Annotated in this window: 24 protein-coding genes and 2 pseudogenes; 17 read left to right on the forward strand and 9 right to left on the reverse strand. The window is 62.4% G+C overall.

Annotation, left to right across the window (positions count from 1 at the left end; all coding sequences use genetic code 11):
• The 6 genes and pseudogenes from V473_RS22285 to V473_RS22305 all read left to right on the forward strand — a co-directional run.
• Positions 1–249 (forward strand): annotated as a pseudogene (locus V473_RS22285) (ExeA family protein); the annotation flags it as partial.
• Between the two features lie 100 nt (positions 250–349).
• Entirely contained in the window at positions 350–919 is a 570-nt protein-coding gene (locus V473_RS23860) for a hypothetical protein (protein WP_062121710.1), read from the forward strand.
• A 300-nt stretch (positions 920–1,219) separates the two neighbouring features.
• Positions 1,220–1,972, forward strand: a complete 753-nt coding sequence (gene linC, locus V473_RS22290) for a 2,5-dichloro-2,5-cyclohexadiene-1,4-diol dehydrogenase LinC (RefSeq protein ID WP_013039118.1) — start codon at positions 1,220–1,222, stop codon at positions 1,970–1,972.
• Between the two features lie 21 nt (positions 1,973–1,993).
• Positions 1,994–2,680 (forward strand): EthD domain-containing protein, encoded by a 687-nt coding sequence (locus V473_RS22295; protein WP_007682394.1) that lies wholly within the window; start codon positions 1,994–1,996, stop codon positions 2,678–2,680.
• On the forward strand, positions 2,680–3,042 hold the full coding sequence (locus V473_RS22300; RefSeq protein ID WP_007682395.1) for a hypothetical protein: 363 nt from the start codon (positions 2,680–2,682) through the stop codon (positions 3,040–3,042). Before V473_RS22295 ends, V473_RS22300 begins: the two co-directional genes overlap by 1 nt.
• A gap of 13 nt (positions 3,043–3,055) precedes the next feature.
• The gene (locus tag V473_RS22305) at positions 3,056–3,538 is read left to right on the forward strand and encodes an aromatic ring-hydroxylating oxygenase subunit alpha (RefSeq protein WP_082679297.1); all 483 of its coding nucleotides are present in this window, start codon (positions 3,056–3,058) and stop codon (positions 3,536–3,538) included.
• Here the strand turns inward: V473_RS22305 and V473_RS22310 are convergent.
• Entirely contained in the window at positions 3,530–6,421 is a 2,892-nt protein-coding gene (locus tag V473_RS22310) for a Tn3 family transposase (RefSeq protein WP_007686148.1), read from the reverse strand. The genes V473_RS22305 and V473_RS22310 overlap by 9 nt on opposite strands.
• A gap of 125 nt (positions 6,422–6,546) precedes the next feature.
• Here V473_RS22310 and V473_RS22315 point away from each other — a divergent pair, with 125 nt between their 5' ends.
• The 5 genes from V473_RS22315 to V473_RS22335 all read left to right on the forward strand — a co-directional run bounded on the left by V473_RS22315 (position 6,547) and on the right by V473_RS22335 (position 10,105).
• On the forward strand, positions 6,547–7,167 hold the full coding sequence (locus V473_RS22315) for a recombinase family protein (RefSeq protein WP_007686149.1): 621 nt from the start codon (positions 6,547–6,549) through the stop codon (positions 7,165–7,167).
• A complete protein-coding gene (locus V473_RS22320) occupies positions 7,164–7,694 on the forward strand; it encodes a GNAT family N-acetyltransferase (RefSeq protein ID WP_007686150.1) in 531 nt (176 codons plus the stop codon). Before V473_RS22315 ends, V473_RS22320 begins: the two co-directional genes overlap by 4 nt.
• A gap of 76 nt (positions 7,695–7,770) precedes the next feature.
• Positions 7,771–8,583 (forward strand): RHO alpha subunit C-terminal catalytic domain-containing protein, encoded by an 813-nt coding sequence (locus V473_RS22325; protein WP_233431854.1) that lies wholly within the window; start codon positions 7,771–7,773, stop codon positions 8,581–8,583.
• Between the two features lie 46 nt (positions 8,584–8,629).
• On the forward strand, positions 8,630–9,391 hold the full coding sequence (locus V473_RS22330) for an SDR family NAD(P)-dependent oxidoreductase (RefSeq protein ID WP_007682039.1): 762 nt from the start codon (positions 8,630–8,632) through the stop codon (positions 9,389–9,391).
• Between the two features lie 45 nt (positions 9,392–9,436).
• Positions 9,437–10,105, forward strand: a complete 669-nt coding sequence (locus V473_RS22335; RefSeq protein WP_081440685.1) for an EthD domain-containing protein — start codon at positions 9,437–9,439, stop codon at positions 10,103–10,105.
• Here V473_RS22335 and V473_RS24235 read toward each other — a convergent pair.
• On the reverse strand, positions 10,050–10,343 hold the full coding sequence (locus tag V473_RS24235; RefSeq protein ID WP_145907151.1) for a hypothetical protein: 294 nt from the start codon (positions 10,341–10,343) through the stop codon (positions 10,050–10,052). The genes V473_RS22335 and V473_RS24235 overlap by 56 nt on opposite strands.
• Positions 10,344–10,504: 161 nt before the next feature.
• Here V473_RS24235 and V473_RS22340 point away from each other — a divergent pair.
• Positions 10,505–11,200: pseudogene (locus V473_RS22340) on the forward strand (IS5 family transposase); the annotation flags it as partial.
• Positions 11,201–11,661: 461 nt separating this feature from the next.
• On the opposite strand, the gene V473_RS22345 reads toward V473_RS22340, so the two are convergent.
• From V473_RS22345 to V473_RS22355, 3 genes are read right to left on the reverse strand one after another with little or no spacing between them, the layout of a single operon-like run.
• On the reverse strand, positions 11,662–11,994 hold the full coding sequence (locus tag V473_RS22345) for a BrnA antitoxin family protein (RefSeq protein ID WP_007682049.1): 333 nt from the start codon (positions 11,992–11,994) through the stop codon (positions 11,662–11,664).
• Positions 11,975–12,274, reverse strand: coding sequence for a BrnT family toxin (locus V473_RS22350; RefSeq protein ID WP_013041561.1), 300 nt, complete (start codon positions 12,272–12,274; stop codon positions 11,975–11,977). Before V473_RS22350 ends, V473_RS22345 begins: the two co-directional genes overlap by 20 nt.
• Positions 12,275–12,314: 40 nt before the next feature.
• The gene (locus V473_RS22355; RefSeq protein WP_029987071.1) at positions 12,315–12,875 is read right to left on the reverse strand and encodes a recombinase family protein; all 561 of its coding nucleotides are present in this window, start codon (positions 12,873–12,875) and stop codon (positions 12,315–12,317) included.
• A gap of 44 nt (positions 12,876–12,919) precedes the next feature.
• Between V473_RS22355 and V473_RS22360 the strand changes: the two genes are divergently transcribed.
• A complete protein-coding gene (locus tag V473_RS22360; RefSeq protein ID WP_001389365.1) occupies positions 12,920–13,684 on the forward strand; it encodes an IS6-like element IS6100 family transposase in 765 nt (254 codons plus the stop codon).
• 159 nt (positions 13,685–13,843) lie between these two features.
• Here V473_RS22360 and linB read toward each other — a convergent pair whose 3' ends face one another.
• Together linB and V473_RS22370 are read right to left on the reverse strand one after the other, a co-directional pair.
• Positions 13,844–14,734 carry a haloalkane dehalogenase gene (linB, locus tag V473_RS22365; protein WP_066609366.1) on the reverse strand — a complete coding sequence of 297 codons (891 nt, stop codon included), beginning with the start codon at positions 14,732–14,734 and terminating at the stop codon, positions 13,844–13,846.
• 85 nt (positions 14,735–14,819) lie between these two features.
• Entirely contained in the window at positions 14,820–15,116 is a 297-nt protein-coding gene (locus tag V473_RS22370; RefSeq protein ID WP_235589608.1) for a hypothetical protein, read from the reverse strand.
• Between V473_RS22370 and V473_RS22375 the strand changes: the two genes are divergently transcribed.
• Entirely contained in the window at positions 15,103–15,867 is a 765-nt protein-coding gene (locus tag V473_RS22375; RefSeq protein WP_001389365.1) for an IS6-like element IS6100 family transposase, read from the forward strand. The genes V473_RS22370 and V473_RS22375 overlap by 14 nt on opposite strands.
• Positions 15,868–16,276: 409 nt before the next feature.
• Here V473_RS22375 and V473_RS22380 read toward each other — a convergent pair whose 3' ends face one another.
• On the reverse strand, positions 16,277–16,999 hold the full coding sequence (locus V473_RS22380) for a DUF6118 family protein (protein ID WP_015460630.1): 723 nt from the start codon (positions 16,997–16,999) through the stop codon (positions 16,277–16,279).
• A 7-nt stretch (positions 17,000–17,006) separates the two neighbouring features.
• A complete protein-coding gene (gene traA, locus V473_RS22385) occupies positions 17,007–20,141 on the reverse strand; it encodes a Ti-type conjugative transfer relaxase TraA (RefSeq protein WP_015460623.1) in 3,135 nt (1,044 codons plus the stop codon).
• Positions 20,142–20,313: 172 nt separating this feature from the next.
• Between traA and V473_RS22390 the strand changes: the two genes are divergently transcribed.
• From V473_RS22390 to V473_RS22400, 3 genes are all read left to right on the forward strand, one after another.
• On the forward strand, positions 20,314–20,619 hold the full coding sequence (locus V473_RS22390; RefSeq protein ID WP_015460622.1) for a conjugal transfer protein TraD: 306 nt from the start codon (positions 20,314–20,316) through the stop codon (positions 20,617–20,619).
• A gap of 37 nt (positions 20,620–20,656) precedes the next feature.
• Complete coding sequence (locus tag V473_RS22395; protein WP_015460621.1) at positions 20,657–20,881, forward strand: conjugal transfer protein TraD; 225 nt, start codon at positions 20,657–20,659, stop codon at positions 20,879–20,881.
• Positions 20,882–21,062: 181 nt separating this feature from the next.
• A partial coding sequence (locus V473_RS22400; protein ID WP_066609262.1) for a DUF4158 domain-containing protein occupies positions 21,063–22,819 on the forward strand: 1,757 nt, incomplete at its 3' end.

Genomic DNA, 22,819 nt, shown 5'->3' on the forward strand with positions numbered 1-22,819 from the left:
CTCGCCTTCGAGCAGGGCTTCCGCTTCGCTGCCAAGCCCGTCACGGCCGAGATCGTCGAGCAGGTGCTGTCGCGGGCGATTGACGACCTCGAACCCACGCTGACGCGCAACGGTTACGATGCGGGCGCGCTCGCCAGCCAGCTCAACACCCGGCCGTCCGACATACGCGCGTTCCTCGCCGGAACGCTGGACGCCGAACACACCCGCGACCTGACCGAGCGGCTCCGCGAAGCCGGTGTGCCGATATGATACTGGCTGTCCTCGCCTTGGTATCTCCCGCACGCGGACGCAACGCATGTCGTCTGTGCCACCGATTGTGGACGTTGCGCTTCTCTCATAGCCTGCCGGCATGAACAGGCATCTTACCGCAGCTTCTTTATCGATCGTCAGCTTGCTCAGCGCGTGCTCGGCCTCGGCCGAGAGGAGGTTGGAGGGACGAGTCTTCGACATCCCGAGAGCCAACGACATATCCGACAATGATAAGCCGTTCTTTCTACCAGCGCTCGATCCCAGCGACGGGTTCTCGTTCTACCTAAATCCGAGCGCAAGCTTGCCGGAGCGAAACTTGGTGGGCGTGGCAAGCAAGAAGCGGATGTGTGCCCGCGCAGCGGGAACAGAGGCGCTTGTCAACTCGACTGTCTGCGCAAGTCGCCCGCTTTCATGGCGCGGCCGAACACTGCGCAAGGTAAGTGATGGTGTTTTCTGGACATACCAGTTGCCAGCCGAAGCAGGTCAGAAGCGTCCTCCATCGCTGGCGAGTTGCTCCGCCATGGGCGGAGGCTCGCGGCCGGGGCTCTGCACGGCCAATCTGCCGTATGACAATCTCGTGCTGACGATTCACTTCCGAGACAATCAGGTCGGCTCGCTCCAGGCATTATACGATCAATCCGTTGCTAGCCTGAGGAAGTGGGAGCGCTGATGCTTACGGCAAACCCGGCGGGAACGATCGCTGCCAGACCGCTCACCGGCACTCCTCGCTATTGGCAGAAAGCGAGAACAGGCCTTCTCCGTTTGCGAGCAGGCGCGGATGATGGCGAGCACATTGTCGCATAGCGTGAGCAGCATGGCCCACCTGCTGTCAGCAAATCTGAGCAGAAATCCGCGCTGTTTGCGAGCAGAGGCCAGTATCTTTGCAATCGCCTACAAATATGGCATGACCGTGCGCTTCAAGTTCCAGTAATGAAACCGGAACGCCGATAAGAAACTGTTGGAGGGATAGATGTCTGATTTGAGCGGCAAGACGATAATCGTGACGGGTGGTGGCAGCGGCATCGGGCGCGCCACCGTGGAATTGCTGGTGGCCAGTGGTGCCAACGTCGCGGTGGCGGACATCAACGACGAGGCCGGTGAGGCGGTCGTCGCTGCGTCTGGCGGGAAGGCCGCCTATTTCCGGTGCGACATCGCACAGGAAGAGGACGTGAAGGCACTTGTCGCGCAGACTCTGGCGGCGTTCGGCGGGCTTGACGGCGCGTTCAACAATGCGGCGATCCCGCAGGCCGGACTGCCGCTTGCCGAAGTGTCGCTCGAACGGTTTCGGCAGAGCATGGATATCAATGTAACCGGCACGTTCCTGTGCATGAAGTACCAGATCCTTGCGATGATCGAGCGCGGGACGAAGGGATCGATCGTCAACACCGCATCCGCCGCTGGCGTGGTCGGCGTGCCGATGCACGGCGAATATGTCGGCGCGAAGCATGCGGTGGTCGGGCTGACCCGCGTGGCGGCGGCAGACTATGGCAAGCACGGCATTCGCGTGAACGCGCTTGTGCCCGGCGCGGTGCGCACGCCTATGCTGCAGCGCGCGATGGACAATGATGCGGGCCTTGAGCCCTATCTGAACTCGATCCACCCGATCGGCCGTTTCAGCGAACCGCACGAGCAGGCCCAGGCCGCCGTATGGTTGCTGTCCGACGCGGCTTCGTTCGTCACCGGCTCCTGCCTTGCAGCAGACGGCGGCTTTACCGCGATCTGATCATTTTACGGAGCAGCCTCCATGCACAGCATCAAGATACTCGCGACGATCCCGCGCCGGAAGGACATTTCGGAACAGCAGTTCCACGATCACTGGCGCCATCCGCACGGCACACTCAGCAAGAAGATCGCGTGCCTGCGCGGCTATGTGCAATCGCACCGGATCGTCTCTCCGCTGCTGCCTGATACACAGCTGGCCTACGACGGCATTACCGAGCTGTGGTATGACAGTCTCGACGATGCGCTCAACATGGGCAAAGATCCCGCGCATCGCAAATACAACATCCCCGACGAACCGCTGTTCGTCGACATGGACGGACTGAAGTTCACCTTCTTCGAGGAGGACATTATCCGCTCGCGACCGGCGGTGGACGATCCCGATGATGCGGCCGTGCAGTGGTCGCCCACCGAATGGTCGGTAAGCGTCAAGATCCTGCAACTGGTCAAGGCGGATGGCAATCCGGCCTGGGCAGGCGATCAGGACAAGGCGCTGGGCGATCGCATCGGCGCGTTTCGGCATGTCCGCTCGTTCGCGATAGACGCGGTGCACAAGGGCACCTCGCCGTTCATCGGCGCGCGCGAACTGTGGTGGCCGACGCTATCCGATTTCGAACGCGGCGTGGCGGGTGATCGCGCGGCGTTCGATGCGCTCCTGGCACAGGCCGGCCAGCATTACACGATGCTGGCATCGGCCGAGCGGGTGATCTGATGCCGGCCCCCGCGCTCGACGAGGAGCCCGTGCTGCCCCCCGGCTTCGAGGATCTTCTCGAATTCGTGCCGCACTGGATCGGCGAGACGGCGCAGGAACGATGGGATATCCGGGCGCGCGCGACTATGGCGGAGATAACCCGCTTCTACGATGTGCTGCTCTCCCGTTCGGAAGCCATCCTCGACCATGTCGAGACCTTTCCGCTCGACGCGATGCCGGCGCCGACGCTGCGCCTGTTCAGGCTACAGCTGGCGCTGGCTCACGCGGCGATGTCCGTAGAATTGCACAAGCAGCCGCGCGCGCACAATTCGCCCTATCCGCACCAGGTCCGCATCCTGCGGACGGCAGAGCCAACGCTGTAAAGGAGTTCGTCGCATGAACGAGATGACCGAGCTTGCCAGCATCTGCACCAGCGATCTGACGCAAACCGCCGGACTGGGCACCGGTCCAGTCTCCTGCGAGCCTTATCGTTCACCCGCCTATTTCGAGCGAGAACGCGAAAATCTGTTCAAGCGCGCCTGGCTGACCGTGGGCCGGGTGGAACAGCTTCCCGAAAAGGGCAGCTTCTTCACCAAGACCATCGAGATCTGGAACGCGCCGATCGTGGTGACGCGCGGCAGCGATGACAGAATTCAGGCGTTCTACAATGTCTGCGCCCATCGCGGCAATCAGGTGGTGTTGACCGAGCGCGGCCGCGCCTCGCGCTTCTCCTGCAATTACCACAACTGGGTCTACCGCAACGACGGCAGCCTGATGGGCGTGCCAGACGAGGCGAACTTCTTCGATCTCGACAAGAAGAAATGCGGCCTCGTGCCGATCGCGGGGGCGTTTGCGGGAGGGGGCGGAATCCTACGCTAAGGATTTGGGCCAGCGATATTCCCCGGTTAGATTGATGTGTTCCCATCCCAACGGCGAGACGTGGGCGAGTAGATCAGGCTCGATATGGGTACCGCTGGCGGCCCGGGTATTGACGACCTCGCCGAGCTTCATGGTGTTCCAGAATATGATGATGGCGGCGAGCAGGTTCATTCCGGCGATGCGATAGTGCTGGCCTTCGCCGGATCGATCCCGGATTTCACCTCGGCGGTGGAAGCTGATGGCGCGCTTTAGGGCGTGGTGGGCCTCACCCTTGTTGAGGCCGATCTGAGCCTGGCGCTGGAGGCCGGCATCAAGAATCCAGTCGATCATGAACAGGGTTCGCTCGATGCGGCCCACCTCTCGCAATGCGAGGGCCAGCTCATTCTGGCGCGGGTAAGAGGCGAGCTTGCGAAGAATCTGGCTGGGGGCGACGATCCCCGCTGCGATCGTCGCCATGATGCGCAGGATGTCGGGCCAGTTGCGCTCGATGAGCGGTTCATTGATCTTACCTCCGACCAGCGCTCGCACATTGGCCGGCGTCGCGTTGGGCGTGAAGGCATAGAGTCTTTTCTGAGGGAGATCGCGGATACGGGGGGCGAACCTGTAGCCGAGCAAGGCGCAGGCGGCGAACACATGATCGGTGAAGCCGCCCGTGTCGGCAAAATGCTGGCGAACGCGGCGGCCCGCGTCATTCATGAGCAGCCCGTCCAGGATATAGGGAGCCTCGCTGACCGTTGCCGGGATCACCTGGGTTGCGAACGGCGCATATTGATCGGACACATGGCTGTATCCCTTGAGGCCCGGGACGTTGCCATATTTCGCGTTGATCAGATTCATCGCCTCGCCCTGCTCGGTAGCAAGGAAGAACTGCCCGTCGCTGGATGCCGATTGCCCTTGTCCCCAGAAGGCGGCCATGGGCAGGGCGGCGTGGGCCTCCACGATCATGGCGAGCGCCCGATCATAGGCGCTGCCTTCGACATGCCAGCGCGCGATCCGCAGCAATTCCCAGAAGCTGTGCGTGTTGGTCGCCGCCGCCATCTTGCGCAAACCGAGATTGACGCCTTCCGCCAGCAACACGTTCATCAGGCCGATCCGGTCGCTGCAGGGCGCGCCGGTGCGCAGATGCGTGAACGCCTCGGAAAATCCGGTTCGCTCATCGACTTCCAGCAACAGATCGGTGATCCTCGCGGGCGGGAGCTGTTGATAGAGATCGAGCACGAGATCCTCGGCCCCTTCGGGCGTGTCGGCCCTCAGCTTGTCGATGTGCAGCTTGCCGTTCTCGATGATGCCGCCTGGGATCGTGCCGGTTCGCGCCGCGCGGCCAAACTCCTTCAGCCGTGTATCCAGTCGAGCCCTGCGCTCGGCCAGCCATTCGCCGGGTCGCAGCGGCACGGCGAGCCGCGCGGTCTGCTCTATCGCCTGTGGCGGGACCAGAAGCTGCTTGAGGTCGCCATAGCGGCGCGATCCCGCCAACCATATGTCACCGGACCGGAAGGCGTCGCGGATGTGGAACAGCACCGCGATTTCCCAAAGCCGGTGGTCGCCGCTCGGCTCAGCGCGAAGATGACGATGCCATTTCGAGTTGGGACGTAGAAAATCCACCGGCGGATCGACCTTGATCCCGTTACGCAGCATCGCAACGGCCGCCAGAAGAGGCGTGGCGATCGGCGCCGCCTGCATGTCGAGCAGGCGCAGCATCCTGGGCGCGTAGAGGCGGAAACGGTGATAGCCGTCCAGCACACGGCTGAGCGGGTCGGCCGCGAGCACGTTGGTCAGCGCGGAGGCCGTGGCGACAAGGGTTCTGAACCGTTCCCAGCCAGGCCCGGTGGCGATTATCCCGTCCAGGGCCGTGCCATCGTCCTGCGCTCCAAGCAAAGCACCACCGATTTCGGCAAAGGACTTCAGCGTGTCCCGAACGGCCGCCTTTTCGTCGGCGATCCTGGTGTTGCAAAGGCGTTCGGAGGCCCGATAGAGACGGCCTACGATGCGATCGTGGGTCTCCACGATGACATCGGCCAGCGATGACCGCCATTCCAGGGTGCAGACAGCGAGGATCGCAAGCCGCCTGTCTTCGGGCAGATCACGCATACCGTCGGCGTAATAGCGCTCGCCCTGCCGGCGAAGCCGGGTCACACGATGCGCCGGCACGCCGTCCAGCAAATCCGCCGGAAGATCGAACCTTTGAAGATATTCCAGTCGATCCATCAGCCGGTTAGCGGCTGCTGAATTTGCGCCAACCTCGAACTGTCGCAGCCATACGAAGCGCGTGACGCGACCATCCACCGTATCCTCCAACAGGTGAGCCAAATTCTCGCTCAGGGTTGGCGTGATGCGATGGGCGATAAGATCCTCGATCCGGCGCTCGGCCTCAACCAGCGCATCGGCGCAAAGGCGCTCGATCGTCGAGGAGCCGGGAAGGATCGTGCGGGTGCGGCGACACTCCGCAACGAAGCGACGGGCAAGATCCTCATTCGATGTCGCCGCCTCGGCTTCCCGAGCGATCCATTCGCGCAAATCCCGTGCGCCCCGCCCCGAAAAGGAGCGATAGCCGTAGATTCGGCGAAGGTCCGCCAGATGCTCGTGCCGGGTCTCCTCGCGCGCGGCATAGAGGAGTAGATCGTCGCTGGTCAGGCCGAGCTGGGCCGCGATGAAATCCGATACCTGCGCCGGGATCAACTCGCCAGGAGCGAGCACCCGGCCCGGGTAGCGCAGGACGCACAGTTGCAGCGCGAAGCCAAAACGATTGTGGGCGCGCCGGCGCTGGCGGATATGCCCGAGATCCTCATCGCTGAGGGTATAGTGCCGCAGCAGCTCACCTTGATCGACCGGCAAGTGAAGCAGCGCCTCGCGCTGTCGATCGGTCAGGGTCACGCGACGCGGCATACATGCTCCTTATTCTTTCCGAGCTACGGTTTGAGATAGCTTGATTGAGATGCTGGTTAAGATACACAATAGCCCAATCTTATGTGCTCATGTTCGTCACCGCCTCAAACCTTCGTTTGTGATCCATGCTGATCGGCTACGCCCGCGTGTCCAAAGCCGACGGCTCGCAGTCGCTCGACCTGCAGCACGATGCCCTTCGCGCTGCCGGTGTCGAGCCAGGCAATATCTATGATGATCGTGCATCCGGTAGCCGTGATGATCGCCCCGGTCTTGCCGCCTGCCTGAAATCGTTGCGCGACGGCGATGTCCTCATCGTTTGGAAGCTCGACCGGCTCGGCCGAACGCTCACCCACCTGGTCAGCACGGTGCAGAATCTGTCGGATCGCGGTATCGGTCTGCGGGTGCTCACCGGCAAGGGCGCGCAGATCGACACCACGACGCCATCGGGCCGGATGGTGTTCGGCATTTTTGCCACACTGGCGGAGTTTGAGCGGGATATGATCCGCGAGCGCACCATGGCTGGCCTGGCCGCTGCCCGCGCGAGGGGACGCAAGGGTGGCCGCAAGTTCGCCCTCTCCAAGGCCCAGGTGCGGCTCGCTCAGGCTGCTATGGCCCAACGCGACACGTCCGTTTCCGACCTCTGCAAGGAACTCGGGATCGAGCGCGTCACTCTCTACCGCTATGTCGGTCCCAACGGGGAACTCCGGGATTACGGTCAGCGCGCGCTTGCTGCCAAAACGCGATGATGATGACGGGAGCCCCGATCAAACTTACCCAAGCGGACGCCGCAGACGTTGCAGACCTGTACAACCGTTGCAGCGACTATTTCCTGTTGCAGGACGGGGCCGCGCCCACGCTGGACGATGCTCGCGAGCTTTTCTCCGATGTGCCGCCCGAAAAGAGCGCCCACAATCAAGCTGTCCTGGGATGGAAGGGGCCTGGCGGCCTATATGCAATCGCGGCCATCCTCCGCGATTATCCGCGTGATGGCACATGGTATCTCGGCTTCATGATCGTAGATGCCGCACAGCGTGGTCGTGGCGTCGGACGCTCAATTTACTCGACGGTCGAAAGCTGGGCCGCTGCGAGAGGTGCCACAGAGATTCGGTTGGCCGTGCTGGAAGCGAATGAAGCGGCAGAGCGATTTTGGCGTTCTCTCGGCTTCATTGAGTATCGGCGCGTTGGGCCAGACACCTTCAAAATGCGTAGCCATCGCCGGATAGAACTGAGCCGTCGCCTTTCTGGCGCGACCGTAGAAGGCAGCAACAAGTAAGATCTCGCGCCGGCTATCTGGGCGAGCTTGGCGTAGGATTCCGCCCCCTCCCGCAAACGCCCCCATCGCCACCGATGTGTGGGAAGGCTGGATATTCCTCAACCACCAGAAGCAGCCCGAAGTCAGCCTGCAGGAATTCCTTGGAGACTTCGGAACGCGGTTTGCCGGGGTTTCTTGGGAAAATACGGATACGTCACTCTATTTCGAGGCGCATCTCGATGCGAACTGGAAAGTGCTGGCCGATGCCTTTTCGGAAACCTACCATATCCCTTCGATCCACCCGGCGACGATCGGCAAGACTTTCGCCAGCGCGGTCAATCCGCATTCCCGCCCGCTCGATGCACGCTTCTGGGGACCACACCGCCAGTTTTCCACTTTCGGCAATCCGGACTACGCTCCGCCCGAAGATGCGATGGTCGAAAAGATGGCCTATGCGAACCGCGATACCGGCAACGTGCTGGGTGCCGCGGAAACGGCGGGGATGACCGAGTATCTCGATCATCCCGCGATCAATCCCAAGCAATCGAAACACTGGGCGCTGGACATCGCCGTCGCTTTTCCCACGCTGCACATAAACCTTTCGCCCGGCGGTTTCTGGTCGCACAGGTTCTGGCCGATCAGCGTCAATCGCACGCGGTGGGAAGCCGAGTTTCATGTACCCAAGCCACTGACCGGGCGGGAAAAGCTGCAACAGGAACTCTATATCACGCGCATCGCGGAAATCCTGCTGGAGGACGTGACGAACACCGAACGCACCCAGCGCGGCATCGAGGCCGGCGCATACGATACGATGCAGTTGCAGGATGGCGAAGTACAGATCCGCCACAACCTTCACCACGTCGATCGCTGGGTGAACGCCAGGACCGTGCGCGAAGCGCTGGGCATCTGACAGGCAGCGCCCTTCACTTGCCCGTCAGTCAAAAATGGGGTCCTCAATGTCCGGATTGGAGCAACGCAGCTATATCGTGACGGGCGCAGGCGGCAGTATCGGCCGCGCTGCCGCCCTTATTCTTGCCCGTCGGGGCGCGAATGTGGTTGTCGCCGATATCGTCGAAGCCGCAGCCGAGGAAACGGTCAGACTGATACGCGCGGAAGGTGGCAACGCCGTCTACAGCCATTGCGACGTCAGTATCGAGGACAACGCGTGGTCGACCGTGGAACTCGCCATCACCGAATTCGGTCGCCTTGATGGCGCATTCAACAATGCGGGGCTGCCGCCGGTCAACGTGCCGCTTCATCAACTGACGAGCGCCGATTTCCAACGATCCCTGGATATCAACGTGCTCGGCGTTTTTCATTGCATGAAACATCAGATCGCAGCGATGCTGAAAGCGGGGAGCGGCGGTTCGATCGTGAACACGGCGTCGGTTGGCGGCACCGTCGCGATCCCCGCACATGGCGAGTACATCGCAGCCAAACATGCCGTTATCGGGCTGACGCGGATCGCTGCCGTCGATTACGGGCAACAGGGAATCCGCGTGAACGCAGTTCTACCGGGCGCTATCCGCACTCCGATGCTGATGTCGGTGATCGAGAACGAGCCTTCGCACGCGGAATTCCTGAAAACCGCCCACCCGATCGGTCGATATGGCGAACCGGCGGAGATCGGCGAAACGGCAGCCTGGTTGCTGTCGGATGCCTCTTCGTTCGTCACCGGCGCCGCCATTGCTGCCGATGGCGGCTACACCGCAATCTGAACTGCCAGAACCGTTGGGAACCGGACTATGAGCGCAATACGAATGATGGCGGTCTTCGCACGGAGAGTGGGAATGACGCCTCAGGCGTTTCACGATCACTGGCGCTATCCCCACGGCTCGCTGGGACAAGGCATCCGGATTATCAAGCGCTATGTCCAGAGCCATCAGGTCGACGTCGATTTCCTCGATGCCGATCAGAACCGCTACGAAGGCATCGCCGAAGTCTGGTTCGACAGCGAAGCGGACGCTGCCGCCTTCGTGACCGATCCTGATTATGTGGCCTATGCGCTGAAAGATGAGCCGAATTTCGTCGACATGGACAACTTCTTTGCCGTTTTCGCACGCGAAGAGGTTCTCAAAAGCCGCGCCGAAGCGCTGCGCGGTGACGAGGCGGCCTATAACTGGTCGATCGACCGACGACCGAACTTCGCCAAGCTTACCCAGGTGGTGTTCGAGGAAGGCGGCACGGCCTGGGCCGGAGACGACGATTTCGCACTTGGCGAGCGTCTTGGCGCATTTCGCCATACCCGGTGCCATCCGATCGAAAAGCTCGTCCTCCCCGGCCCCTCGGTGATCGGTGTGCGCGAACTTTATTGGCCGACGCGGACATTGGCAGAACAGGGCATAGCTGCAGCAGGTGACGCTTTCCATGCGCTGTTTAGCCGAGCGCCAAAGGCACAAACGATCTTCTCGATAAGTGAGCGCTACGTCTGACGGTGCAGGTTAACCGCCCCTGCGCCTCAAGACGCTTCTCAACCAGACGCCGCTCCTGCGCAGCCCATGGTAGAGCCAGAATGCGATCCATACCGAGCTTCAGCGGCCCTTCCAGGCGCTTCTGCAAATAGCGGCCGATCTCGAACGGGTTAGTCTTCGCCTGCCCTTCCACCACGGTCTTGCCGTCGGGATCGAGAACACAGATGCTCGTGCTGCGCTGGCTGACATCCAGACCCACGCTGTATGTTGCTTCGTGCCGGATAGGCGAGCCGTCCGATCAGGCGCAGGATGTTGCGCTCTGCCGGCGATTGTGGCGCATTGCGCAGCCAGGATAGCCATGTCGCGGCCTGCCCCGGTCGTCGGGCTAGCAAATCGTCCAGACCCTGAGCCAGCCAGCGCGGACGACGGCGATGCTGGCCGATGCGCGAAATCGTCGAAGCCATTTTCTATCTGCTACGGGCAGGATGTCCCTGGCGGCTTTTGCCCGACAGTTTTCCGCCATGGCGCACGGTATACCAGTGGTTCTGCACCTTGCGCGACGATGGGGTATTCGAAAGCCTCAATCATCATCTCGTTCGGATCGATCGCATCCGGACAGGGCGAGAACCAGCACCATCCGCGGCAGTCATCGACAGCCAGAGCGTGAAGACCACCGAAGCAGGCGGACCTCGTGGTTACGACGCAGGCAAGAAGACCATGGGACGCAAACGCCATGCAATGGTCGATACCGATGGTCGCGCCCTTATCATACTGGTCCATCCTGCCGATGTGCAGGACCGCGATGGCGCGGTGCCCTTGCTCCAGCAGTCTCACCAGCGGCATCCCTTCGTCGCGCGCGCCTATGCCGACAGCGCCTACAACAGCGATCGCGTCCGGGACGCCACCTCCATTACGATCGAAATCGTCCGCAAATTCGCCGATCAGACCGGCTTCGTCGTCCATCCCAGACGATGGATCGTCGAACGCACCTTCGCATGGATCAACCGCAATCGCCGTCTGGCCAAAGACTTCGAGCGGACCATCAAATCCGCAACCGCGCTCCTCTATGCCGCCGCTGCCATCGTCCTCATCCGACGCATCGCTCGTTACCCATGAGATTCAAGACAGACTCTTAACAAAATTTCGTTACTTGACGGATTTCTTGGACTTAGGGTTGCAGTGCGCCGCATGTAGATGGCTGTTCGTGGAGAAAGACAACGTGATACGTATGTTGGGTGAATTTTGGCCAGATATATTCGTGATCTTACTGGTCTGTTCGCTCGTATCATTTGCAAACCAAAAATTCGGAATATTTGTCGCTACTCCGATAACATTGGGATCGACTGCATTAACGCTATTGCTCGGAGCCGCTGGGGCGACATGATTCTACTCTTATCTTCCTTTTGGCCTTGGCTTGTTCCAGCAATTGCGTGGATCGGATTTTTCACCGGTCGCTATTTTAGAAGAAAGAGCATAGCGAAAAACACATGATTGCCGCAACTCTGGCGGCTTCGCGCGCCTACGCCGGGCCGGGTTACTCCCGGCCGTGAAAGCGGCATCCATCTGCGGCCTGCACGTCAAGCGTGTCGGCGCTCCTTCGCAGCCGCCAACATCTCGCGCCGAAGGATTGCGTTCATGCGAGCCTGATAGCCCTTGCCCTGGGATTTGAGCCAAGCAAGCACATCGGCGTCGAGCCGCGCCGTTACCTGCTGCTTGATCGGCTTATAGAACCGTCCACGCTCGGCGGTCTTCCAGAAATCCTCTGTCAGCGTCGGGGCATCACTATAGTCGATACCGCTATCCGGCATCGCCTGCAGGGCATCCAGCTCGGCCTTCTGTGCCTCGGTCAAGGGGGGCAGATTGCCCGGATCGAGCTGGAAGCGGACGGTATCAGCGTCTTTCTTCTTCATAACGTCGTCTTTCCTTTCGATCGGCTTTTCGGGCCGAAATGATATGGATGATCTCCACATATTCGCCGTCGTCGTCATCCTCAGCGACGGTGTGGGCCACCAGCAGGAGTAAATGTCCTTCGACCAGGCCCAAGGTCTGCCATCGTTGCTCGCCGCCTTCGATCCGATCATGCACGCTAAGCGCAAAGGGGTCTGCGAAGGCGCTGGCGGCCGTCTCGAAACTGATGCCATGCTTTCTCAGATTGCTCTCGGCTTTGGCTGGGTGCCAGGAAAAGCGCATGGATAACATGACGGGAATATAATTATATTTTTGTCGTTATTCAAGGCGTATCCTTGACCGGCGCTGACCACCCGATCCGCTCCAACGTGTCCGTCAATGTTGATCGCGGCACGCTGAACGTGCGAGAAACCGACGCTTTGCTGGCCCCATTGGACAGAGCGGCAACTATCAACTGCATCTTTTCCGCGGCGATCGTCGGCGGTCGTCCACCTTGTCGGCCCCGCCGCTTTGCGGCGGCCAGGCCCGCCATGATCCGCTCCCGCGTCAACGCTCGCTCGTATTGGGCGAGCGCGCCGAACAGCGAGAACAGCAACTCGCCATGCGGCGTGGTGGTATCCATCTGTTCGGTCAGCGACCGGAAGGCGATGCCGCGTTCCTTGAGGTCGGTGACGATCGCCAGCAGGTGCGGCAGCGAGCGGCCGAGCCGATCGAGCTTCCAGACAACCAGCGTGTCGCCGGCGTTCATGTAGTCGAGGCAGGCTTTCAGGCCGGCGCGATCGTCGCGCGCACCGGAAGCCTTGTCGGAGTAGAGGTGCCGTTGATCGACACCAGCGGCCGTGAGCGCATCGCGTTGCAGATCGACCGGCTCTGTTGCAAAAATCGTGAAGCTTGAGCATGCTTGGCGGAGATTGGACGGACGGAACGATGACGGATTTCAAGTGGCGCCATTTCCAGGGTGATGTGATCCTGTGGGCGGTGCGCTGGTATTGTCGCTATCCGATCAGCTATCGCGACCTTGAGGAAATGCTGGCGGAACGCGGCATTTCGGTCGACCATACGACGATCTATCGCTGGGTCCAGTGCTACGCCCCGGAGATGGAGAAGCGGCTGCGCTGGTTCTGGCGGCGTGGCTTTGATCCGAGCTGGCGCCTGGATGAAACCTACGTCAAGGTGCGGGGCAAGTGGACCTACCTGTACCGGGCAGTCGACAAGCGGGGCGACACGATCGATTTCTACCTGTCGCCGACCCGCAGCGCCAAGGCAGCGAAGCGGTTCCTGGGCAAGGCCCTGCGAGGCCTGAAGCACTGGGAAAAGCCTGCCACGCTCAATACCGACAAAGCGCCGAGCTATGGTGCAGCGATCACCGAATTGAAGCGCGAAGGAAAGCTGGACCGGGAGACGGCCCACCGGCAGGTGAAGTATCTCAATAACGTGATCGAGGCCGATCACGGAAAGCTCAAGATACTGATCAAGCCGGTGCGCGGTTTCAAATCGATCCCCACGGCCTATGCCACGATCAAGGGATTCGAAGTCATGCGAGCCCTGCGCAAAGGACAGGCTCGCCCCTGGTGCCTGCAGCCCGGCATCAGGGGCGAGGTGCGCCTTGTGGAGAGAGCTTTTGGCATTGGGCCCTCGGCGCTGACGGAGGCCATGGGCATGCTCAACCACCATTTCGCAGCAGCCGCCTGATCGGCGCAGAGCGACAGCCTACCTCTGACTGCCGCCAATCTTTGCAACAGAGCCAAAAATGTCGTCGCTCATGTCGGTCTCTCCTATTGTCCTGCGCGGGTGATCGGCGTCGCCGCGTCTGTGGTTTGTTCGGATCTTAGAAAATGAGCCGGTTCCGGATTATGCTGGGCGCAATCGCCGGACAAACGCCGCAATCGCCGCGCCAATCTCGTCCGGACTGTCCTCCTGGATGAAATGGGCGCCTGCGACCGTGATTTCGGTCTGGTTTGGCCATGTGCGGCAGAAGTCGCGTATTCGGCCCGTGGTCAAGGATCCCGGCTCGGCGTTGATGAAGAGTTTCGGAATCGGGCTTTCGCTGAGCCAGCCGGCATAGTCCCGGGCGATCGCGACCACGTCGGCCGGGGTGCCTGCGATCGGGATTTGGCGAGGCCAAGACAGGGTCGGTCGACGGGCTTCGCCGGCGGCGAGGAAGGGCTCGCGATAGGCGGCCATCTCCGCTTCGCTTAAGGGGCGCAGGATCAATCCGGGGAGAACTTGTTCGACAAAAACATTGTCCTGCAACACCAATTCTTCGCCCGCCTGCGAGCGAAAGGCCTGAAACAGATCGCGATCCTGTTCGGGAAAATCCGCCCATTCGAGCGGCATGGTGACCGCTTCCATATAGGCAATCCCCTGTACACGCTCGCGGTGGCGGCGGGCCCAGTCGAAGCCGAGGACGGACCCCCAGTCATGCACGACCAGAACAACCCTGTCCCCGAGATCGAGCGCCTCCCACAGCGCGTCGAGATAGTCACGATGCTCGGCATAGGCATAACGCTCGGGCCCCGACGGATCGAGCTTGTCCGAATCGCCCATGCCGATCAGGTCACAGGCGATCAGCCGTCCCAGCCCGGCGCAATGCGGCATGATATTGCGCCACAGATAGGACGACGTCGGATTGCCGTGCTGGAAGAGGATCGGATCGCCGGTCCCTTCATCGATATAGGCCATGCGCCGGCCCTTGATCTCAATGAATTTCTTCTCGCCAAATGGCTTTGCGCCGAGGCTCATCGATATTCTCCTTGAGCGATTTTCTGGTCTGCCCGGTCGGCGATGCATATCGCATGATGAATATCATGTCAATCGAGGAATCGTTCTAGCCATTGCCGTCGAGCGGAGAGTTGCTGCCGGAGCATCGATGGATGACGGCGTAGGCCACGCAGGCGCCTCTCAGGCGGTAGCTTTCCTTAGCCCCGGGCGCATCCGAAAGATCGAGGAAGGTTTTGTGAGTCGGATACCAGACCGCGAGAATCTCATCGATATGTTGAGTGCCCACGGCCTGGCCAAACACGGGCGTGCACCACAGGATCCGCGCGCCGGCTCTGTTGCAAAAATCGTGAAGCTTGAGCATGCTTGGCGGAGATTGGACGGACGGAACGATGACGGATTTCAAGTGGCGCCATTTCCAGGGTGATGTGATCCTGTGGGCGGTGCGCTGGTATTGTCGCTATCCGATCAGCTATCGCGACCTTGAGGAAATGCTGGCGGAACGCGGCATTTCGGTCGACCATACGACGATCTATCGCTGGGTCCAGTGCTACGCCCCGGAGATGGAGAAGCGGCTGCGCTGGTTCTGGCGGCGTGGCTTTGATCCGAGCTGGCGCCTGGATGAAACCTACGTCAAGGTGCGGGGCAAGTGGACCTACCTGTACCGGGCAGTCGACAAGCGGGGCGACACGATCGATTTCTACCTGTCGCCGACCCGCAGCGCCAAGGCAGCGAAGCGGTTCCTGGGCAAGGCCCTGCGAGGCCTGAAGCACTGGGAAAAGCCTGCCACGCTCAATACCGACAAAGCGCCGAGCTATGGTGCAGCGATCACCGAATTGAAGCGCGAAGGAAAGCTGGACCGGGAGACGGCCCACCGGCAGGTGAAGTATCTCAATAACGTGATCGAGGCCGATCACGGAAAGCTCAAGATACTGATCAAGCCGGTGCGCGGTTTCAAATCGATCCCCACGGCCTATGCCACGATCAAGGGATTCGAAGTCATGCGAGCCCTGCGCAAAGGACAGGCTCGCCCCTGGTGCCTGCAGCCCGGCATCAGGGGCGAGGTGCGCCTTGTGGAGAGAGCTTTTGGCATTGGGCCCTCGGCGCTGACGGAGGCCATGGGCATGCTCAACCACCATTTCGCAGCAGCCGCCTGATCGGCGCAGAGCGACAGCCTACCTCTGACTGCCGCCAATCTTTGCAACAGAGCCGATCGACCGATTGCCGATCATCGGTTGACGATACGCGCATGTAGCCAACGAGCATGACGGAAAACCCCCAAAACCATGTTGTCGGACACATTTACAATCCGACAGTGTTTTTCGGACATTATGCGGGATCAGAGAGGCCGCGCAATAGCGTGCGCGGCGGAGATCGTCAGGAGTTGCGCCACGGCATGACGGGATTCAGGTGAAATCCGTGATTCGCCCCTAGCCCCTATAGGCCGATAGGGCACGCCGATACGCCCCTCGGCAGTGCCGCGCCGGCGTAGGGTGGCGGCGATATGGCGCTCGGCCGCTACGCGATCGGCGAAGGCATGACGCTGAGCTTGGCCGCGCGCGCCGATCAGCGGTCATTGTTCGCCGGCTTGACCTCGATCGTGCAGCGCACCGTCTTTTTCGCCTTGGCGGCAGCCGCGCCGCACGCTTCGATCGTCTCGCGATTGTCCCGCGCCAGATTGGCGGCCGCGACGATCCCCTCCCAGCTCGCCGGCGATGCGCGCTGCATCAGATGCGTGCCGGCATCCCATAGCGTCGGTTCGGCAAGCGCCCGCGTCGCCATGCGCTCCGGCAACTGCCAGCTATCGGGCATGGCGCGCGCGATCAGGCCGGCGAGAAGCGCATAGAGCAATATCCCCAGCACCACGCCGCCCAACCCGATCCAAAACAGCCACCGATCCTGTTGCCAGCGCGCGCGCGTCGTTCCGATCAGCCCCCGCAATTCCCGCGCCGCCTCGCTCATGTCCGATCGCGTGCTGTTCACCAGGTTGTGCAGCTCGCCCGTCGCACTCGCCACCGAAGCGTTTACACGCTCTCCCATCGTCTCCGGGGTGAGTTTCATCGCGGGGCTTTTCGCGATCACATCGACCCGCTGGGTGAGCGCCAGCAATATCTTCTCGGTGTTGGCGAGCGTCGGCTGATAATCGGGAATCTCGATGGACTCGCGCGCGCGGGCTAACCCCTCGACCGCAAGGCGCACCAGCGCCACCTCGCCGCGCAACTGCTCGAACGCCGCCTGCGGATCGTCGCCGGCCCTGCCGTTGTTGCGATAATTATCCTCGTCCATCATCCTCTCCTTACCGGCTCATTCCGCGCCCCATGCCTATCCCTAAATCCCGCGCCAGCTCGCGGCCAAGGTCGCCGCTGTTCATGCCGCGCCCCCGGCCCATGCCGATCTCAAGCCCCAGCTCGCGGGTGCGATTACGCAGGACCAATTCCACCTGGGGATCGCGCTCAAGGCTTTTCGCCATGCCCGCCATTTCCTTGCCCGTGCGCTCCCGGCCCGCCATGTCGCCGGCGCGATAGAGGCGGTCGCGCTCCTGTTTGAGGCCCTGCCAGCGTTCCACGAACCGATCGGCGCGCAAGTTCGGATCGGCCCGCACGCGCGCCTCCTGGGCCATCGCCTCGATCATCGGGCCGCTGCGCCCCGCCGCCGCCTCGCGCAGCAAGGCGGGATCGCGCTGCATCGCCGATGCGAGGTCACGCGAGGCTCCCGGCCTGATCTGGTCCAGCGCCTGTGTCGTGCGCTCGAGCGCGACCTTTTGATGCTCAAGGACCGGAGCGCCCGACGCCCGCGCCTGCAACACCGCCTCGGCCGAACGCGAGGCCCGCTCGACCGCGCGGGCATAGTCGCGGCCCTGGCCGCGATCGGCAGGGACCGGCGCGCGCTCCGCGCCCTTCAGCGGCGCGGCCGACAGCTTCAGCCCGTCGAACATGCCGCGCTTGGGGGCCGCCTTCTCGCGCTCGCCTGCCGGCGTCGATTCCGGCGCTGGGCGCTGCGGGGCAGGCCGGAAGCCGTCGAACATGCCTCGCCGCGGTTGCCGCTCGGCCGCGGCTTGTCCCGCGCCAGCGCCGCGGTCGCCGGCATCGCGAACCGTGCGTGGATCTTCGCCCATCTGGCGCATGGTTCCCGCGCGCGGGCCAAGGATCTCCACCGGCGAGCGTTCCGCCCGTTCCGGCAATCGGATCTCGCCCGACAATCCGCGCCGGTCGGCGAAAGCACGAATCTCCGCATCCCGGTCGCGGCCATAGTCGGACGCCATATCCTTCGCCCGCTCGCGCGACAGCGTGCGGACAAGCCGGCGATCGTCGCCGAAGTCGTCGCGGCCGTAATGGAGCTGCACCCCGTCGCGGTGCCGCGACAACGCCACATAGGCCGAATGGCGGTCCATGCCGGGGGTCGCCAGCACATGCGCGCGATCGACCGTCACGCCCTGCGATTTATGGATGGTGGCGGCATAGCCGTGATCGACATGGGCATAATCTTTCAGGTCAAACGCGACCGATCGGCCATCGTCCAGCTTCACCGCCATGCGCTCCGGCGATACCTGCTCGACCTTCCCCAGCGTGCCGTTCCTCACCCCTAGCCCGCGCTCGTTTTTCAGGAACATGATGCGGTCGCCGGTCGCGAAGTCCCGCGCGCCGCGCTCGGCCGACACGCGCACGTCCGGCCCCAGCTCGCCGGCGTCGCGCAGCCGATCGCGCGCGGCCAGGTTCAAATCGCGCACCTCGGCATTGGTATGGGTGAGGATGATCCGCGACTGATCCGGCGCGGCGATGCGCTCGGCATCCCAGCGGTCCACAAGATCGGCGCGGGCCAGCTCACGCGTCTCGGCCGCCTGCACCATGCCATGCGCCTCATAGGCATGGATCGCCTCGCCTGCCCGGCCCGTCGCCAGCGCCTTGGTCGCGTCGCGCTGCCAGTCCTCGCACTGCCGGCGTATCTCGGTGATCTCGGCCCAACCGTGGCGCTCGGTCACGGCCCGGAACGCCGCCCCGGCCTCGATCGCCTGCAACTGCTCGGGGTCGCCGACAAGAACGACCTTCGCGCCCGCCTGTTCGGCATGGGACAGCACGCACTCCATCTGGCGCGTGCCGATCATGCCGGCCTCGTCTATCACCAGCACGTCGCGCGGGCCTAGCAGTTCGCGGCCCTGCTCCCATTGATATTCCATGCTCGCGATCGTCCGCGACGCGATGGCGGACCCGCCTTCCAGATTCTCGGCCGCGATGCCCGACAAGGCCGCGCCGCGCACCTGATAGCCCTGCGCCTCCCACGCCTCGCGCGCGACCCCCAGCATCGCCGACTTGCCGCTGCCGGCATAGCCGACGACCGACGCAAGGCCCTTGTCGCCGGTGATATGCGCCAACGCCCCGCGCTGCTCGGCCGACAGGTCAAGCCCCCTGCCCTCGGCCGACGCCAGCGCGCGGGTCACATGGGCGTCGGCGACACCATGCCCCCGGTCGATCGCCAGCCCCTCGGCCGCGCGTTCCAACCGCTGCTCGGCCGCGATCATGTCGCGCGACGTGAACCGATCCTCGCCCTTCCCGTCCCGCCCCAGCGCCACCAGCTCGGGCGAGGATCGCACCGCGCTCATCACCTGGTCGAACTGATCCTTGCCGTCGCTGTGCCGGAACGCGAACTGCGCCAGGTCGCGCCGGGTGAACGTCGCCTGTTGGCGGGCGATCGCGTCCAATGCGATTTCCGGCCTGGCGATGATCTTCTCGCCGTTCTCGCGCGCGATCCGGGCATGGTCCTCGACCCGCTCGGCCTCAAGCCCCTGTTCGGGCATCCGCGACGCCGCCGGCCCGATCTTGTGTTGGGGTTCAAGGTCGATGCCCTGCGCCTCCAACGTCCGGTGATCTATGCGGGCGTCTATATCCAGCTCGGCCAACCGCTCGTTGACATGATCGGCCCAGGCCACGCGCCATTCCTGCAACAGCGCCGTGCTGTTCCACTCGCGCACCTTCTGGCCGAAGCCCTCCGGGCCAACCTCGCGCATCGACAGCATGACATGCGCGTGCGGCTTGGGTTGCCCGTCCTTGCCCATGTCCCAATGTACATTCATGTCCGCGACCATGCCGCGTTCGACGAACTGCTTTTCGACAAAATCGCGGGCGAGCTGGATGCCCTGTTGCTGGTTCAGCTCGCGCGGAATCGAGAACTCCACCTCGCGCGCCAACTGCGCGTCCTTGCGCTTCTCGCCGGCCTCAACCTCGTTCCACAAGGTCGCGCGATCGTTTAAACGCTCCGGCGCACCCTCGGGAGCCAAGATTTCCGAATGGACGACGCCGGCCTTGTTTGAGAAATCATGGTCGCGCCCTAGCCGGTCATCGTGCAGCCGTTCCGCCGCACGATAGGCCGCGCTGGCAACGGCGCTCGATCCGTTGGCGCGGCTGATGACCTTGGCCGAGAAATGGTAGATCGCCATAACGGCCGCTATACTGCCCTTCTTAGCGCAGGTCGGCAACGATGTATAAGCGCGCACTCACACTCTCTGCCGTTCGCGTGATTGACTTCGCCGCATTTCTTGATCGGAACGGTTCCTCGCGCGCGCTATCGTGCTACGCTGCGGCTCCATTCATGGGCGCGAGGGAGAGAAGATGCGAAAGGTGCGCGACTATGACGCGGAACTGCGGGCGCTGAACGACAAGGCCAAGGCTTTGAAGGCCCGCAAGGTCCAGCAACTCGGCGAGCTGGTCACGTCCACCGGGGCCGATGCGCTCGATCTGGACACGCTCGCCGGTGCGCTGCTCGCCGCTGTGGAAGCGGCCGACGCGAACGAAAAGGAGGCGTGGCGCTCGCGGGGCGCGGCCTTCTTTCAAGGACGCGGTCGCAAGGCTGGCCGACGCACTGGCGGCAACGGTGAAGGCGCAAGGCAAACTGGCGCAGGCAAGGAACAGGCTTGAAGCCGCCGCGCGCCGCACCGATACGAGAGGATGGGTCGTGGCCCGACGCGAGCGCACGCGCCATCTCATAGAGCTGGGCGGCCTCGTCCAGAAAGCCGGTCTGGTCGAGCTGGCCGACGATGATCGCGCCACCCTTTACGGCGCGCTGCTCGATTGTACAGCGCGCGTTCAAGGCGACGACGCTGGCAATGTGCTGGCGCTCTGGAAGCGGCGGGGCAAGCGCGCGTTCGACGCGGAAGCGGAAGGTGCGGGCAATGGCTGATCGGCCCGATTTCCATGTCATCACCGGCGGGCCTGGCTCCGGCAAAAGCACCCTAATCGGCCCAGTCGGCCCCAAGCTGCGATTTTGGCCAAGTCGGAGAACGTTTTGGGAACGTGGCATTCGGTATTGACGATGGAAATCATAGAAGAGGACAGTTCGCTCCATCATAGGGAGTGGGTTGATGGATCGGAGTATTCCGGGCGGGGATTTGATCGGACGATGGAGCCTGAGCTTTGCCGATATTGATTTTGTAAATTCGAAGCCGGCCCTGACGCGCCTTGGCCTCGCCGCGCAGCTGAAATTCTTCGCTTCCCTGGGGTTTTTCGCGATCGATCCCGGCTCAATCCCTACCGATGGCCTCTCGTATCTGGCCGAGCAACTCGGTGTCGAGGCTGGCGAGATAGCCGGTTATGACTTTTCCAGTCGGACAGCACGACGGCATTGTGCGGAGATCCTGATCCATCTTGGATATCACCGCATGAAGCGGGTGGATCGCGCGCAATTGACGGAATGGATTGCTGGCGAGCTGTGCCCGGGCGGCCAGTCGATCAATGCCATGCTTGAGCATGTTTTCCTGTGGTGCCGGGACCGGCGTATTTATGGGCCGTCGCGCAAGGAGCTTGAACGTGTCGTTCGCTCACAACGGCAAGATTATCTGGACACCTGGCTGATCGGAACCAGTGATCGGCTTTCGTCAGATGCGGTGGCGTTATTGGAAGCCTCGCTTGCCGATCCGGACAGCTCGACCGGATTCAACAGGATGAAGGGTGACGCCGGACAGGCAACGCTCGACAACATTCTCGACGTGACCGAGAAACTCGCCTTTATCCAGAGACTTGATCTTCCCCATGATCTCCTGACGGCTACGGGCAAGCCATGGGTCGATCAGATTGTTCGCCGCGTTGCCGGTGAAAAGGCCTCGGAGATGCGCCGGCATGCGCCGGCGCGACAGCTCGGCCTTTATGCGATTTATCTAATGTCGCGGGAGGCGCAACTCACTGACGCGATGATCGACCTGCTGATCGAAACCGTTCACAAGATCGGAACGCGCTCGAAACGCAAGGTGGTGGGCGATATCGCGAAAGACATCGAGCGGGTCTATGGAAAGGAGCGCCTGCTGGTCGAGATCGCCAGCGCCTCGATCAATGAACCATCGGGGCGCATCTGCGATGTCATTTTCCCGATCGCCGGTAAGGCCAAGCTGGCGGCGATCGTCAAGGAGAGCCATGCGAAGGGCGCTCTGGACCGGCGCATCTACAAGGTGATGCGTGGTTCCTGGGCCAATCATTACCGGCGCATGCTGCCAAGCCTGCTTTCCGTACTTGAGTTCCGGTCGAACAACGCGGTGTGGCGGCCGGTCCTGGCGGCCCTCGACTGGATCAGGAGCAAGGTGGATGGCGGATGCCGCTTCGTGCCATTGCAGGATGTTCCGATCGATGAGGTGATTCCAGCGCGATGGCGCAGTTCCGTCATTGATGACGATGGGCGGGTAAACCGGATCAGCTATGAGCTTTGCGTCCTGACGCAACTGCGCGACCGCATCCGCTCCAAAGAAATCTGGGTGGTCGGGGCGGATCGCTATCGCAATCCCGATGACGATCTTCCCAAGGACTTCGAGATCAGGCGAGATGCGTACTATTCCGGCCTCAGCCTGACGCCAGATGCGCAGGCGTTTTGCGCCTCGATCCGGGAGGAGCTTGAACGGGAACTGTTGCTCCTCAATGCCAATATTCCACAAAACGACAAGGTCCGGCTCCTGTGGCGCGGCGACAACCGGATATCGATTACACCGTTCAAGCCCTTGCCCGAACCGAAGGGTCTCGCTTCGATCAAAAGCGAGATCGGTCAGCGCTGGCCGATGACCGGACTGCTGGACGTGTTGAAAGAGGCTGCTCTGGACACGGGATTGATGGATGCTTTCGAAACGTCGGCCTCGCG

It is taken from the genome of Sphingobium cupriresistens LL01, assembly GCF_001046645.1.
GTDB lineage: Bacteria > Pseudomonadota > Alphaproteobacteria > Sphingomonadales > Sphingomonadaceae > Sphingobium > Sphingobium cupriresistens.

What these genes read in the sequence shown, in the direction of transcription:
- V473_RS23860 (WP_062121710.1), top strand. Translation starts at nt 350, where the DNA reads ATGAACAGGCATCTTACCGCAGCTTCTTTATCGATCGTCAGCTTGCTC.
- linC (WP_013039118.1), top strand. Translation starts at nt 1,220, where the DNA reads ATGTCTGATTTGAGCGGCAAGACGATAATCGTGACGGGTGGTGGCAGC.
- V473_RS22295 (WP_007682394.1), top strand. Translation starts at nt 1,994, where the DNA reads ATGCACAGCATCAAGATACTCGCGACGATCCCGCGCCGGAAGGACATT.
- V473_RS22300 (WP_007682395.1), top strand. Translation starts at nt 2,680, where the DNA reads ATGCCGGCCCCCGCGCTCGACGAGGAGCCCGTGCTGCCCCCCGGCTTC.
- V473_RS22305 (WP_082679297.1), top strand. Translation starts at nt 3,056, where the DNA reads ATGAACGAGATGACCGAGCTTGCCAGCATCTGCACCAGCGATCTGACG.
- V473_RS22310 (WP_007686148.1), bottom strand. Translation starts at nt 6,421, where the DNA reads ATGCCGCGTCGCGTGACCCTGACCGATCGACAGCGCGAGGCGCTGCTT.
- V473_RS22315 (WP_007686149.1), top strand. Translation starts at nt 6,547, where the DNA reads ATGCTGATCGGCTACGCCCGCGTGTCCAAAGCCGACGGCTCGCAGTCG.
- V473_RS22320 (WP_007686150.1), top strand. Translation starts at nt 7,164, where the DNA reads ATGATGATGACGGGAGCCCCGATCAAACTTACCCAAGCGGACGCCGCA.
- V473_RS22330 (WP_007682039.1), top strand. Translation starts at nt 8,630, where the DNA reads ATGTCCGGATTGGAGCAACGCAGCTATATCGTGACGGGCGCAGGCGGC.
- V473_RS22335 (WP_081440685.1), top strand. Translation starts at nt 9,437, where the DNA reads ATGGCGGTCTTCGCACGGAGAGTGGGAATGACGCCTCAGGCGTTTCAC.
- V473_RS22345 (WP_007682049.1), bottom strand. Translation starts at nt 11,994, where the DNA reads ATGAAGAAGAAAGACGCTGATACCGTCCGCTTCCAGCTCGATCCGGGC.
- V473_RS22350 (WP_013041561.1), bottom strand. Translation starts at nt 12,274, where the DNA reads ATGCGCTTTTCCTGGCACCCAGCCAAAGCCGAGAGCAATCTGAGAAAG.
- V473_RS22360 (WP_001389365.1), top strand. Translation starts at nt 12,920, where the DNA reads ATGACGGATTTCAAGTGGCGCCATTTCCAGGGTGATGTGATCCTGTGG.
- linB (WP_066609366.1), bottom strand. Translation starts at nt 14,734, where the DNA reads ATGAGCCTCGGCGCAAAGCCATTTGGCGAGAAGAAATTCATTGAGATC.
- V473_RS22375 (WP_001389365.1), top strand. Translation starts at nt 15,103, where the DNA reads ATGACGGATTTCAAGTGGCGCCATTTCCAGGGTGATGTGATCCTGTGG.
- V473_RS22380 (WP_015460630.1), bottom strand. Translation starts at nt 16,999, where the DNA reads ATGATGGACGAGGATAATTATCGCAACAACGGCAGGGCCGGCGACGAT.
- traA (WP_015460623.1), bottom strand. Translation starts at nt 20,141, where the DNA reads ATGGCGATCTACCATTTCTCGGCCAAGGTCATCAGCCGCGCCAACGGA.
- V473_RS22390 (WP_015460622.1), top strand. Translation starts at nt 20,314, where the DNA reads ATGCGAAAGGTGCGCGACTATGACGCGGAACTGCGGGCGCTGAACGAC.